Here is a 13,643-nt window from a genome sequence, read left to right on the forward strand (position 1 = left end):
GATTGCAACACTACACTAGCTCGGTCCGCCTTCGGCGTCCGCTGAACGCCCATTCGGAGGACCTGCTGGTCACACAATTGAATGTCCAGATTGGGCGCCGACCTGACCGGCGCTTCACGACCGGGAGCGGGTCTTCACCAGCGGCTGCTTTGAGGGATCAAGTTGGGCCCATTCCTATTTGAGGTCGCCGTGAATTGAAGGCGCCCTTGATTTTGTGTCAACAGGGCGTGAGTTTTAACGCTGGAACCAGTGCCGCTTTAACAAGGGCACACCGGGTGTGGATAGACAGGACTTTGAGGACGGCGAGAAGTACTGCGTGCTGAGGTGGCTTCCCGAGTTCGAACGCCTGGTTGATCGTGGAAAATTTGAATCAGACTGCTTCGCAGCATCAAGGAAAAATATCAGGGAAATCTTTGACCGGATGTTTTTTTAGCAGCATTCACATCATGATCATGCATGCCGCCACATTTCGGGAAAACTTAATTTTCGCCTAAGTTTGAGTCACTAGAATTTGTTGAACCCAGTGGCATTGGGTTCGTTCGCTCTGCGTGTCGTGACCCTGATGTCTTGACATTGGAAATTCATCCATTGAATTTTTGAATTCGCTTTCTCGATGCAATCAAGGTGTCGTTCAATCATTAACAGGAGTCCTGACATGGATACCGCAACACGCCATTCAACGCTATCTGGCGGGATCGCTCTTTCCGCCTTCAAAAGCCTGCGCGACTATCTCGGCACCCAGATTTTGGGACAGGAGAAACTGGTTGAAAGCCTGCTGGTTGCCCTGCTGGCCGATGGCCACCTGCTGGTCGAAGGACCGCCCGGCCTGGCCAAGACGCGCGCCATCAAGGCGCTGGCGCATGGGCTGGAGTGCGAGTTCCAGCGCGTGCAGTTCACCCCCGACATGCTGCCCGCCGATTTGACAGGCTCGGACATCTACCGCCCCGAAGAGGGCAACTTCCAGTTCCAGCGCGGTCCGCTGTTTCATAATCTGGTGCTGGCTGACGAAATCAACCGGGCACCAGCCAAGGTGCAGTCTGCACTGCTGGAGGCCATGGGCGAACACCAGATCAGCGTTGGCATGACCACGTACGCGCTACCGCAGTTGTTTCTGGTCATGGCCACGCAAAACCCGATCGAGCACGAAGGCACCTACCCGCTGCCCGAGGCCCAGTTGGACCGTTTCATGCTGCACACCCTGGTGGACTACCCCGATCGGGCCACCACCCGCCGTATCATGGACCTGACCCGGCAAGAGGCACTGGACGGGCGTCAGATGACAGCACCCGCGGGTCACGTGACACAAGACGCAGTGTTTGTCGCGCGCCGCGAAGCCCTGGGTCTTACGCTGGCCGACTCGGTGGCTGACTACATTGCCGCGCTGGTGGATGCCACGCGGCGCCCCGCCACCTATAGCGAACAGCTCGCGCAGTGGCTGCGCTGGGGGGCCAGCCCGCGTGCCGCCATGGCCATCGAGCGCGGCGCCCGTGCGCTGGCCTGGCTGGACGGGCGCGACTATGTCAGCCCCGAAGACGTGCAGGCCATTGCCCCCGACGCGTTGCGTCACCGCCTGCTGCTGGACTACACAGCGCAGGCGCGCGGCATCACCTCGCAAGCCTGCATTGACGAACTGTTGCGCCTCGTTCCGGCCCCATGAAACTTCCCGAGCTGATCGACCTGGTGGTGCTGCGCGGGGCCGCGCGGGGCTTGAGCCTGCACGCGCACCGCCCGGCGCTGGCACAGTTGTACGGCGGGCATCGCAGCGCCCAGCGCGGGCGTGGTCTGGAATTTGAAGAGGTGCGGCCCTATGCCGCCGGTGATGACGCGCGCACCATCGACTGGCGCGTCACCGCACGGCGCGGCAAGCCGCACACCAAGCTGTTTCGGGAGGAGCGCGAACGTCCGGTCTGGCTCGTGGCCGACCTGCACCCGGGCCTGTTCTTTGGCAGCCGCCGCCAGTTCAAGTCGGCGGTGTTGCTGCAAGCTGCGGCGCTGCTCGGCTGGGTGGCAGTCCTGGGCGGTGACCGCGTCGGTGCGGTGATCGCCGACGGCAGCGCTGCGCCACGCATACTGCCACCGCGCAACCGTGAGGCCGGTGTGTTGCCGATTCTGCAAACGCTGGCTGAATGCCAGCCGCGTGCGCCCGGCGTGCCTAATCCGGATGGCTTGCCGGCCGGTTTGCCGACCGCCCTGACGACACTGCGCCCGCTGTTGCAGCCGGGCAGCCTGGTGCTGGTGCTGAGCGATTTTTCGGCGTTGGACACCGAGGTTCAGAACCTGCTGGCCGGCGTCAGCACGCATAACGACTGCCGCCTGCTGTGGATCACCGACCCGCTGGAGCGCTCGGGTTTGCCCTCAGGCACGCACCGCGTCGGTTTGCCCGAGCGCCTGTGGTGGCTGGACGGGCAAGGCAGCCGACCGGCCTGGCAGACCGCCTGGCGCCAACGCGAACAGACCTTGACCGATCTCTCCACCCGTCTGAGCCTGCCTCTGGTGCGGCTGGACACGGCAGACACTATGCCTGACGCCTTGGCCGCCTTGCTGAAGGAGCCACGATGGGCGGCGTGAAACCCGACTGGCTGGCGCAGCTGGCCCCGTCCCACGCCCCACCGCCACCGGGCTGGTGGCCACTGGCACCGGGTTGGTGGGCGCTGGTGGCTCTGCTGGTTCTGGGTCTCATGGCCGTGTGGCTGTGGCAGCGCCGCCCGCAGGTGCGTCTGCGCCGCGCCGCCCTGCGTGAACTGGCGCAACTGGAAAAAACCACCGCAGGCGATGCCGACCTGGCACGCGAATTGACGCATCTGGTGCGACGCTACGCCGTGGCGCGTTTTGGCCGTGACACAGTGGCGAGCCTGAGTGGCACCCGCTGGATTGATTTTGTGGTCGCCCATGGCGGCACGCCCTGGGGCGGTGATGTGGGCCTGGCCTTGCTGCGCGCAGCGTATGGCGGCCAGTGTCAGCCTGCGCGTGAGCGTTGGCTGGCTGGCGCCCAGGCATTTTTCAGGGCCAAAGCATGATCCACTTCGCCTGGCCCTGGATGTTGCTGTGCCTGCCTTTGCCGTGGCTGGCGGGGCGTTTGCTGCCGCCTGCCAAACCACAAGGTGGTGCGCTGTACCTGCCGTTTGCCGCCACCGTGTCAAGCGACTGGGTACCCAGCCTGCGCACCAACCCACGCTGGCGCGTGCTGTTGTTTACGCTGGTCTGGATGCTGCTGGTGGGCGCTGCCACGCGTCCGCAGTGGCTGGGCGAGCCGCAACCCGTGCCGACCACCGGGCGGCGTTTGATGATGGTGGTGGACACCTCCGGCTCGATGGCAGCCCAGGACATGGCGGGCGGTGCTTCGCGGCTGCAAGTGGTGCAGGCGGTGGCCGGTGATTTCATTCGCCACCGCACGGGTGACCAGGTGGGCTTGATTCTGTTTGGCACGCGGCCCTACCTGCAGGCGCCGTTGACGGCTGACCTGAGTACTGTGGGCCAGTTTTTGAACGAATCGGTGATTGGTATGGCCGGCCCGCAAACCGCCATTGGCGACGCCATTGGTCTGGGCATCAAGCGGCTGGAGGCACATCGTGCCCAGGCAGGCCCCAAGAGTGAGATGGTGCTGATCCTGCTGACCGATGGCGCCAATGACGCCGGTCTGATGGACCCGATCCAGGCCGCCAAAATGGCCGCCACGGCGGGCCTGAAAATCTACACCATTGGCGTCGGCGCGGCGGAGCAGCAAGGCATTTTTGGCAGCGGCGGCAATATGGACCTGGACGAAGCCACGCTCAAATCCATCGCGCAGATCACGGGCGGTGCGTATTTCCGCGCCGCCGATGTCAATGACTTGCGTGACGTGTACGCGCAGATCGACAAGATCGAGCCGGCCAGCGGGCAGGCCCAGTGGTACCGCCCCAGTAGCGAATGGTTTGCCTGGCCGCTGGGTCTGGCGCTGCTGCTGAGTGTGCTGGTGGTCCTCATGCGGGAGCGTACATGAAGCTCAACGCCTTCCTGCAGGACTTTCACTTCATTCGCCCGCTGTGGCTGGTGGCTTTGCCGGTCTTGTGGGCCATCGTGGTCTGGCTGGCGCGCCAGCGTGCGCGTGGCGAAGACTGGTCTGATGTCATCGACGCGGAGCTGCTGCCTGCCCTGCAACTGGACGGCGGAGACAGCGCAGGCGGACCAAGCGCGCGCCCCTGGCCCTGGCTGGCGCTGGCCTGGACGCTGGCCGTGCTGGCCTTGGCTGGCCCGAGCTGGCAGCAAGACAGCGCCCCGGCCTATCGGGCTCCGGCGGCCTGGGTGCTGGTGCTGGACCTGTCGCCGTCGATGGACGCGGCGGACCTGTCGCCCAACCGCGTCACGCGGGCACGCTATGCGCTGGACGATATCCTGAGCGCTGCGCGCGATGCCCGCGTCGGTATGGTCGCCTTTAGCGATGAGCCCTACACAGTGACACCGCTCACGCAGGATGTGGCCACGGTGCGCGCCCTCATGCCCTCGCTGGCGCCCGAGATGATGCCCAGCGCCGGTGACCACCTGGCCCCGGCACTGACGCAGGCCCAACGGCTGCTCAATGCCTCCGGCGCCCGCGACAAACGCATCGTGGTGGTGACAGATGGATTTGACGACCCGGCCGCCGCCCTGCGCACGGCTGCCGCGCTCAAGGCGCAAGGAATCGCCATCAGCGTGGTCGGTGTCGGAACACCCGGCGGCGCGCCGCTACGCGGTGCCAATGGCAGTTTTATCCAGGGCGCCAATGGCCAGACCCAACTGACCAGGCTCAACGTTGATCAGCTGCAACAACTGGGCAGCGTCGGTGGCGGACAGTATGTGAACATCGCCAACATCACCAGTCTGGTGTCGGACCTGCAGAGCACGTCCGACCGGCCCGGCGAGGCGATCGCCGCGCAAGGAGTCGAGGTGGCCCACTGGCGTGATGCAGGTGCCTATCTGTTGCCGGCCTTGCTGCTGCTGGTGGCCTTGCTGACACGCCGGAGGTGGCTATGAAACGCCAGTTTCTGGCGGTGGCCCTGCTGGCCCTGGCAGCACACGCGCAGGCTCAGGTACAGGTACCGACCGAGTCCAGTTCATCAACCCTGTGGTCCCGTCTCTGGCGCAACGCTGACCAGCGCGCCGAGGCGCTGTTGCAACAAGGTCATGCCAGCGACGCGGCCAAGCTCTATACCGACCCAAGGCGTAAAGCCTACGCACAGATCCAGGCAGGCGATTACGCGGCGGCGGCCAGTGGACTGAAAACCTTGAACGATACCGAGGCCAACTACAACCGTGGCAACGCCCTGGCCCAGGCGGGCGACCTTCAAGGCGCCCTCGATGCATATGACGCGGCCCTCAAGGCCGACCCGGCGCATCAGGACGCCCGCCACAACCGTGATCTGGTGGCCAAGGCGCTGCAAAAGCAGAAGGAATCGGAAAAGAACAAACCTCAGGACGGCAAGTCAAAAGACAAATCCCAGGACAGCAAGCCGCAGGACAAGAAAGATGGCGGGCAAGGCGGCCAGCAGAGCAGCAAGCCAGACAGTCAGCAAGGCGACCAACAGGGCAAGCCGGGCGATAAGGGTCAGCCCGCTACGGCTGCGCAAAACCAACCGGGCGCCGCTGGCAAGCCAGATGCAGTCCAGCCCCAACAAGCCGTCAATGACGCGGAGCAGGCTCGCCGCGATGTCAACGCCACCCTGCAGCCGAACGCCAAAAAAAGCACGGCGGGCGACGCTGGCACCGCACAGGGCAACGCAACGCCTCCCCGGACCGAGAAACAGATTGCCCAGGAACAATGGCTGCGCAGCATCCCCGACGACCCCGGTGGCCTGTTGCGCCGCAAATTCCTGATCCAGCACCTGATGAGACAGCGAGACGCCAAACCATGAAGAAGACGATCAATCGCTTGGCCGTGGCCCTTCTGGCGGGCGTGTTGAGCCTGCCCGCGCTGGCCACCATGACGGCATCACTCGACAGAACCCGTGTGGCTCTGGGTGACACCGTGCGCCTGCTGGTGCAAACCGACGCCAGCACCGACAAGCAGCCCGACACCGCACCACTGCAGCAGGACTTTGTCGTGCTGGGCAGCAGCCATGGCTCCAGCACGCAGATTGTCAACGGGCACATGTCGTCGCAAACGCAGGTCACATTGTTCCTGTCGCCCAAACACGAAGGCACGATCCGCATTCCGCCACTGAGCTGGGGTGCCGAGCAGTCCGCAGCGCTGGAGCTGACCGTGGGCGGCAGTGGCAATGCGCCTGCGCAGGGGGACGCGGGGCAAACCGGTGCCGCACCCGTGTCGATGACTGCCACGCTCGACCAGAAGCGCCCCTATGTGCAATCGTCCGCGGTGCTGACGCTGCGGCTGTATGTGGGCGTTCCCCTCACCCAGGCCAGCCTGGACCTGCCCGGCAGTGCCGAGGTGCTGGTCAGGCAACTGGGCGACGACACACAGACCACAGAATCACGCAATGGCCGCAGCTACCAGGTGATCGAGCGTAAATACCTGCTGATCCCGCAGCGCAGTGGTCAGATCAGTCTCAAAGGCCCCACGCTCGATGCCCAGGTGCAGGAGGCCAATGGCCCGGATATCAATTCATTCTTTGGCAATGCGTTTGGTTCGATGCCGCTGGGCCGCCTGATGGGCACCACCCGGCCGTTGCGCCTGTCGGCCAGCGCCATTGCGCTGAACGTCCAGCCAAGGCCCGCAGCCGCCACCGGGGCCGACTGGCTGCCCGCGCAAAAGGTCGCGCTGGAGGAAACCTGGCGGCCAGACGACTCCAGCGTGCACGTTGGCGAGCCGCTCACGCGGCACCTGCACCTCTCAGCCTTGGGTCTCACCGGCACGCAATTGCCCGACCTCAGCAAGCTGATGACTGTGCCCGACGGCATCAAGCCCTACCCCGACCAAGCCAAGACCGATGACAGTGTGCGTAGCGGCACCATGCTGGGCAACCGCGACCAGGACATCGCCCTGATTGCCAGCCAGCCCGGCCACTACGAGCTGCCCGCCTTGAAAGTGGCCTGGTGGGACACCGTGGCCAACGTTCAGCGCGAAGCCACTCTGCCAGCGCGCAGCATGGATGTGCTGCCAGCCACTGGCGCATACGTTGCTGCCAAGCCGCTGCCAGAAGGCAACCCGTCAACAATTCTCACGACAAAACCAGCGCAACCTGACCCATCGCACTTGGGCGGAGTGACGCCAGCGCCGGTATCGACCTGGCAGTGGATCAGCGCAGCCTTGGCGCTTCTTTGGCTGGGCACTGGTTTGGCCTGGTGGCGCTCGCGCCGAGTTGGATATCTTGCTGTCATATCCGCCAGGCCCATCACCACACCATCACCGGCGGTCAGTCGTCAACCGAGCAAGACCTTGAGAGAACTGCAACAAGCCTGTCTTGACAATGACCCGCAGGCCGCACGACGGCATCTATTGAACTGGGCCGCCGACTACTGGCCGGAGTCGCCGCCACGTGGACTACAAGCCATCGCTTTTCGGCTTTCCAATGCTCAATTCACAGAACCTCTACAGCAACTTGATCGCGCCTGCTATACCGAGGCTGCATGGCAGGGGCAATCACTGATGCGGGCATTTGCAACACCGCCCAGACAGATGCATTCGAAGAAAACCAAACCGGTGATACCTGATCTTTATGTTTAGAGGGGCTTTTGGAGTTGCTGTAGTGCTAGAGAGAATACGAGGCACTCATCGAACAAAACGTAGAAAAATTACTTTTGGCTGAATTACCTCTGCCTCAACCATTGGAGGTACAAGGTCCAAAGCCAACATTAGCGAGGTGAATGTCGGGTATCAGGTTGGCATTTCAGGAGCCTGAACGTCGGGTATGGGCACGAACCCGCCAGTCACTCGCTGCCACCGTCCGATCGCTTCTGCCCGTCGCTCAGGAACTGGTCTATGGGTTGAGGGCCAGCACACTGTTGGGCGCAAAGTCAGCTACGTTCCGGGTGACGACCTGTTTACAGCGCTTTCTGCACCACCGCACCTTTGAACAGATAGGGCAGTCTGGGGCCCTTGCCTTGCGCTACGCCGCCCTTGTTTTCTACACTGATGGCCAGCTGGGGCACATCCGCCAGGGTCTTGTCATTCGCCCCCAGGCGCAAGGTCTTGCCCGAACTTTCCAGAACACCCAAGGAGCGCGGGTCGCCGCTGGCGGGCAGGGCCCACAGCTGCATGCTGTCTTCGCGGCCTTCGGTCACGCTGTTCAGGCGCTGAAGCTGCAGCGCGCCGTCTTGCGGGTCCAGCGTGACCAGCAGGGCCGGGGCCTGGCTGTCGTCCAGCAGCACGGCGATGTACTTGATCTGCGCGGTGCTTTGCAGCTTGGTTTGCAGGTGTTGAATCTGGGCCTTGAACTGTTCATACATGCTGACGCCGGTGGCGGTGGCGGTGGCCATCAGCAGCAGGCACACGATGGTGGCGGCGCGCCACCACGACGCAGGGGAGATTGGCGGCCGGGCTGGGCTGGTTTCATTCATTGGCATGGGTTCGCTGGCTGCAAAGCGTTTCATCCTAACGCAAGAAGATCCGGGTCAATCTCTCAGTTCGATGGTCGCCGCCAGCGGCACATCGCCTGGCGCCTCGTAGTGGGCTAGTAGCCAGGCACGCGCCGGGTGCTTGGCCGCGTCTGCCAGAAGTTCCATCACAAAGCCAATCGACGCCTTGTCGAGCGCGGCAAAGGGCTGGTCCAGCAGCGTGACGGCGGCCACCGACGCGAAGGCGGCCGCCAGCCAGACTTTGCGCTTCGATCCGGTGGACAACATGTAAAGCGGCTTGTCCAGGTGCGGCGCCAGGAACAAGCCCTTGATCAAGCCGCCCAAGAGCGCCTCGTCAAATCGGGGATGCCGCTGGTGCAGGGACAGGAAGTAGTCGACCGGCGTCACTTGATCCAAGGCACTGGCGTGCGGGTCGGCCCAAAACACCTGCTGGCGATAGGCGACTGGCTGTTCACGCAAACGAATGTTGTTGACCTGCAGCTCCCCCGCATGCGCTGCCAGCTCACCCGCCAACAAGCGCAGCAGCGTGGTCTTGCCGCTGCCGTCGCCGCCACGCACCAAGGTGACGCCGGGCGGGATGCGGGCCGACAGTTGGGTGAACAGCACGCGTTGCGGGTAGGAGAAGCACAGGCCCTCGACCTGCAGGACGGCGGCTCGGGCAATGGCGGGATGTTCGATGGCTCGGCCCTCATGTTATTTAGGATCAGGCTATTCTCCATGCCAAGACCCGCCACATAAAATTGACAGCGCAGGAGCGGCAAGAGCAAGTGGGGGGCAAGTGGGGGGCAAGCGGCGTGCGGCGGCGTCATCGCGCAGCCGTTCAAGCCCTGCTTAATTCCTTCGATAGCGCTTGATGAAAGACCGGTCAATCCAGTCCTTCAGCAACCACACCCAGCGCCCCTGCGCCGAATAGTTGCCCCAGCTGGCGATCGCCTCTTGCTGGCCGCAGGACAATAAATTCAAGGTGTTTTTGGCGGGCTCGTGGGGACTGGGCTCTGCGCCCGCGACGGCGGCCGCGAGGTTTTTGCGCAGCGCGGGCCCGGTCCGCACGGCATACATGCCGCTGCGCGCCAGGGGTCGGTCCACCCGCGTGCTGACGTCGCCGGCGGCGAACACCTGGGTGTGGCTGGTGGAGCGCTGGCAGGCGTCCACCGCGATGAAACCGTCCTCGGTCAAGACCAGGCCGCTGCTGCCAAGCCAGGCCGGGGCTTGCGTCACGGTGGCAATCACCGGGACATCACAAGCCAGCCGGGCGCCGCACCCCAGAAAAACCTCTCCCGCCTGAATGCCCACCGCCAGATCGGGCAACACCGTGATGTTGCGGCGCCTCAGTGCCTGGACTATCCGGCGCTGAACGGCTGGCGGGTCATTGGCGCCCGCGGCGGCCCCACCGGTGATGAGGGTGACGGAGGCACCCGGCAGCCGGTACTGGATGGCCATGGCCAGCTCGATGCCGGCCGCGCCGCCGCCGATGACGGCCACGCGCAGCGCGCGGTTTTGTGCCAGCTCGACGACCTGGGGCCACAGGGCAGCAAAGGCCTCCATCGGACGTAAAAATAATCCATGTTCACGGGCACCGGGCAGGGCCTGTTCAACTTGCTTGCGGTCTTGCACCGGTTCGGTGTTGACCGACAGCCAGTGGTAGGCGAGCTCGCTGCCGTCGTCCAGGGTGACGGTGCGGGCCTTGGCATCCAGGGCCATGACGCTGCGGGTCAGCCAGCGCACGCCGGTGTTTTTCAGCAGCGGCGCCAACGCAATCACGCAGTCCTCCAGCGCATGGTGCCCGGCCACGAAACCCGGCACCATGTCCGAATAGAGCTGGCGCGGGTAGGGCGCAATCAGGGTCACCTGCACGCCGGGCAAGGGCTGCGCTGCCAGGGTGGACAGCACGTGCACATGGGCGTGACCGGCTCCCAGCAGGACCAGGTGCTTCTGAGGGTGAGCCGTCGCCGTCATGGGTCGAGCGTCAGGACCAGCTCGCTGGCATCGGCCAGGCTGGAGATTTTTGGGGAGTCAGGGAATGGCAACATGTGCCCTCTACTTTAGCCTCTGCGCCAGTCGCGGTAGCGGCGCAGCCACTGCAGCAGCGCGGTGGGCCGCCCAACGCCCGTCGCCATCACCACCGATGACCGGCTTGGCTGGCATGGCAAGGTGATAATGAGCGCACGGCCACTGGTCATTGTTGGCCAATCGGGTTGGATTTATTTTCCGGGAGAATTCATGATGAAGAAATTGTTGTTCGTGGCGCTGCTGGCGCTGGCCAGTGGTGTGCAAGCCGAGTCCACAGCGGCCAAGAAGGAACTGGTCGCCAAGCTGTTGCATTTGCAGCAGCCTGGCATCGAAATGGCCGCGCAAGCCCTGGCGGAGCGGCCGGCCGCGCAGGTGATGCAACAAGCCGGCTTGGCCTTGCAGACCAGGGTGGCCGCTGACAAACGCGAGGCCATTGGCAAAGAGATTCAGGGCGACGTGAAAAAATACCTGGATGAGGCCGTGCCGCTGGTGCGTGAACGCGCGGTCAAGCTGGCGCCCTCGACCGTCGGCGCCCTGCTGGACGAAAAGTTCAGTGAGGATGAACTGAAACAACTCATTGCGATCTTCGAGTCGCCGGTCAACCGCAAATTTGCGCAGATGGGCGGCGAGATGCAAAAAGCGCTGCTGGACAAAGTGGTGGCCGACACGCAGGGCGCGATAGAGCCCAAAATGAAGACGCTGCAGCAGGCCGTTTCCAAGCGACTGGGCCTGGCGGGCGCAAGCGCACCGGCGGCCAGCGCTGCGCGTCCTCCGGCCAAGGCCGCCAGCAAGTAGGGCGGTATCAGGGTTCCATCGGATCTATTTAAGCGCGGTCTCGCGGATGTAGTTCGCGAACGCCTGCGCCGGCACGGGTCGGCTGAAGTAGTAGCCCTGTGCCTCGGTGCAGCCCCTGGCGCGCAAGAATGCCAGCTGACCTTCGGTCTCTACCCCTTCGGCAATGGTTTTTAGCCCCAGGCTGCTGGCCATGCTGATGATGGCGCCGACGATGGCTTTGTCGTCGGGGTCTTGCTCGATGTCGCGCACAAACGACTGGTCAATTTTGAGTTTGTAGACCTGAAACCGCTTGAGGTAGCTGAGTGACGAGTAGCCAGTACCAAAATCATCAATCGACATGCGCACACCACGCTGGCGCAGATCAGTCATCACGGCGATCGCTTCCAGCGGTTGGGTCATGGCCACGCCTTCGGTCAACTCCAGTTCCAGCAGATGGGCGGGCAAGGCGGCATCTTCCAGGATGCGGGTGACGAGTTGGGGCAGCTCGGCATGGCGAAACTGGACCGACGACAAGTTGACGGCCATGGTGATGGGCGCCATGCCCTGCTGGATCCAGGCGGCCAGCTGGGTGACGGCGGTGCGGATGACCCATTCCCCAATCGGCAGGATCAAGCCGCTGCTTTCGGCAATCGGGATGAATTCGACCGGTGATACGGCGCCCAGTTCCGGGTGATGCCAGCGCAGCAAGGCCTCGGCGCCCACGGTTTGGCCGGTCGCCATCGAAATTTGTGGCTGGTAATGCAGTTCCAGCTGGCCACGCTCCAGGGCCCGGCGCAAGGCGTTGTCCAACAGCAGGGTCCGGTCGGAAGCGGCCTGTATTTCAGGCGTAAAAAAACGGTAGTTGTTGCGCCCATCTCCTTTGGCCCGGTACATGGCGGCATCCGCGCATTTGGACAGGGTGTCCAGATCAACGCCGTCTTTGGGGTAGAGCGCAATGCCGATCGACGGCGTGACGGTGAGCTCATGCTGCCCGATCTGAAAAGGGATCAGCGCCGCCTGCAGCAACTTCTTCGCCACCTGGGCCGCACCGGCGGCATCGGTCTCTGGCAGCAGCAGGATGAATTCATCGCCACCCAGGCGCGAGACCGTGTCTTGCTCCCGCACCGCGGCCTTCAGACGGACGGCCAACTCAAGCAGCACCTCGTCACCGACGCGGTGTCCTAAGGAGTCGTTGACGTTTTTGAAGTGGTCCAGATCAATAAACATCAGGGCCACGGTTTGATGCCGACGTTGCGCAGCGCCGAGGGCATGCCGGCAACGGTCGTTCAGCAGCAAGCGGTTGGGCAGCCCGGTGAGTGCATCGAAGTGGGCCAGGCGCTGGATATGGGCTTCGGCCTCTTTTTGTTCAATTGCTTTTTTCTCCAGTGCCAGCACCGTACGGCTGAGCTCCTGGGTTCGCTGTTCGACCAGTTTTTCGAGGTCCACGCGCGCCTGTCGCAATTCATTCTCGGCTTTTTTTCGCGCCGTGATGTCCATGCAAATCCAGATCGCCCCCAGCTCCGGATCGCTGGCGTCAATGGCTTTGGCGCGAACTTCACAATGGATCGCCGAGCCATCCTTCTTGCGCAACACCAATTCATCCTCAAACGCCTGGCCGACCGCGAAAGGGACCTGCCAACGGTCAATGGATTCCTTCCAGTCCTGCTCGGTCAAGTGCCACTGGCGTGAAGAGCAGCCGTGCAGTTCACCGGCTTCATAGCCTAAAAGATTCTCGAAGCTCTGGTTGCAGCGGGTCACTTTGCGGTCGCGCAGGAACACGATGCCAACCATGGCGTTGTCCAGAATCAGGCTCTGCTCCGTCAAGACCGACTGGAGCTGCGCTTGCGCCGCCTTTTGCTCATTGATATCGTCAATGATCCAGATCGAGCCCTCTTCTGTGGCTGCCGGGTTGACCAGTTTTCCGGTCAGATGGGCCCAGAACAATTGCCCATCGCGGCGCTTCATCCGTATCTCTGACTTGAAAGTCAAGCCTTGGGCCAAGACGGGGTAGGCGGTTGTGGCGAGTGCGTGAGAGGACGCGGCATCGGGGTACAGCGAGAGGCTGGTGTGGCCCACGATAGCGGCCGGGTCGGCATGGCCAAAGATCTGCGCAAAACGCTGGTTGCAGCGGATCAGAAAGCGGCGCTTGATAAACACAATGCCAACGCCTGCACTGTCCAGAATCACTTGCTGCTCGCGCAGCGCCAGCTGCAACTGCGCCAATGCGTCGGATTGCACGGGGTGAACTTCGGAGTCCCTGTTTGTTTCGGGCATGGGGCCTGTGTCTGTACGAAAAATTCGGTTCGAAAGATAGGGCATTGTTACGCAAATGCCGTGCTGACACTATAGGGATTCACCATAAGGCGGCACCT

General features: G+C 63.3%; 12 protein-coding genes. 8 read left to right on the forward strand and 4 right to left on the reverse strand.

What is annotated here, in order from left to right:
• The first annotated feature begins 655 nt into the window (after nt 1-655).
• From B3V69_RS17980 to B3V69_RS18010, 7 genes are read left to right on the forward strand one after another with little or no spacing between them, the layout of a single operon-like run.
• Nucleotides 656-1,657, forward strand: coding sequence for an AAA family ATPase (locus tag B3V69_RS17980; protein WP_296448427.1), 1,002 nt, complete (start codon nt 656-658; stop codon nt 1,655-1,657).
• A complete protein-coding gene (locus tag B3V69_RS17985) occupies nt 1,654-2,568 on the forward strand; it encodes a DUF58 domain-containing protein (protein WP_296448428.1) in 915 nt (304 codons plus the stop codon). The genes B3V69_RS17980 and B3V69_RS17985 overlap by 4 nt, the downstream gene beginning before the upstream one ends.
• Entirely contained in the window at nt 2,556-3,017 is a 462-nt protein-coding gene (locus B3V69_RS17990) for a DUF4381 domain-containing protein (RefSeq protein WP_296448430.1), read from the forward strand. Before B3V69_RS17985 ends, B3V69_RS17990 begins: the two co-directional genes overlap by 13 nt.
• On the forward strand, nt 3,014-3,979 hold the full coding sequence (locus tag B3V69_RS17995) for a vWA domain-containing protein (protein ID WP_296448432.1): 966 nt from the start codon (nt 3,014-3,016) through the stop codon (nt 3,977-3,979). Before B3V69_RS17990 ends, B3V69_RS17995 begins: the two co-directional genes overlap by 4 nt.
• The gene (locus tag B3V69_RS18000; RefSeq protein WP_296448433.1) at nt 3,976-4,989 is read left to right on the forward strand and encodes a VWA domain-containing protein; all 1,014 of its coding nucleotides are present in this window, start codon (nt 3,976-3,978) and stop codon (nt 4,987-4,989) included. Before B3V69_RS17995 ends, B3V69_RS18000 begins: the two co-directional genes overlap by 4 nt.
• Nucleotides 4,986-5,867 carry a tetratricopeptide repeat protein gene (locus tag B3V69_RS18005; protein ID WP_296448435.1) on the forward strand — a complete coding sequence of 294 codons (882 nt, stop codon included), beginning with the start codon at nt 4,986-4,988 and terminating at the stop codon, nt 5,865-5,867. The genes B3V69_RS18000 and B3V69_RS18005 overlap by 4 nt, the downstream gene beginning before the upstream one ends.
• Nucleotides 5,864-7,636: a BatD family protein gene (locus B3V69_RS18010; protein WP_296448437.1), complete on the forward strand. Its 1,773-nt coding sequence runs from the start codon at nt 5,864-5,866 to the stop codon at nt 7,634-7,636. The genes B3V69_RS18005 and B3V69_RS18010 overlap by 4 nt, the downstream gene beginning before the upstream one ends.
• Before the next feature lie 317 nt (nt 7,637-7,953).
• Here B3V69_RS18010 and B3V69_RS18015 read toward each other — a convergent pair whose 3' ends face one another.
• From B3V69_RS18015 to B3V69_RS18025, 3 genes are all read right to left on the reverse strand, one after another.
• A complete protein-coding gene (locus B3V69_RS18015) occupies nt 7,954-8,475 on the reverse strand; it encodes an anti-sigma factor (protein WP_296448438.1) in 522 nt (173 codons plus the stop codon).
• Between the two features lie 48 nt (nt 8,476-8,523).
• Nucleotides 8,524-9,093: an ABC transporter ATP-binding protein gene (locus B3V69_RS18020; RefSeq protein ID WP_296448439.1), complete on the reverse strand. Its 570-nt coding sequence runs from the start codon at nt 9,091-9,093 to the stop codon at nt 8,524-8,526.
• A gap of 225 nt (nt 9,094-9,318) precedes the next feature.
• Nucleotides 9,319-10,443, reverse strand: a complete 1,125-nt coding sequence (locus B3V69_RS18025) for an FAD-dependent oxidoreductase (protein WP_296448440.1) — start codon at nt 10,441-10,443, stop codon at nt 9,319-9,321.
• 264 nt (nt 10,444-10,707) lie between these two features.
• Here B3V69_RS18025 and B3V69_RS18030 point away from each other — a divergent pair, with 264 nt between their 5' ends.
• Entirely contained in the window at nt 10,708-11,292 is a 585-nt protein-coding gene (locus B3V69_RS18030) for a DUF2059 domain-containing protein (RefSeq protein ID WP_296448442.1), read from the forward strand.
• 24 nt (nt 11,293-11,316) lie between these two features.
• Here the strand turns inward: B3V69_RS18030 and B3V69_RS18035 are convergent, their stop codons facing one another.
• Complete coding sequence (locus B3V69_RS18035) at nt 11,317-13,545, reverse strand: sensor domain-containing protein (protein WP_296448444.1); 2,229 nt, start codon at nt 13,543-13,545, stop codon at nt 11,317-11,319.
• Nucleotides 13,546-13,643: the final 98 nt, after the last annotated feature.

It is taken from the genome of Rhodoferax sp. UBA5149, from assembly GCF_002413825.1.
In the GTDB taxonomy this organism is placed as follows: Bacteria; Pseudomonadota; Gammaproteobacteria; order Burkholderiales; family Burkholderiaceae_C; genus Rhodoferax.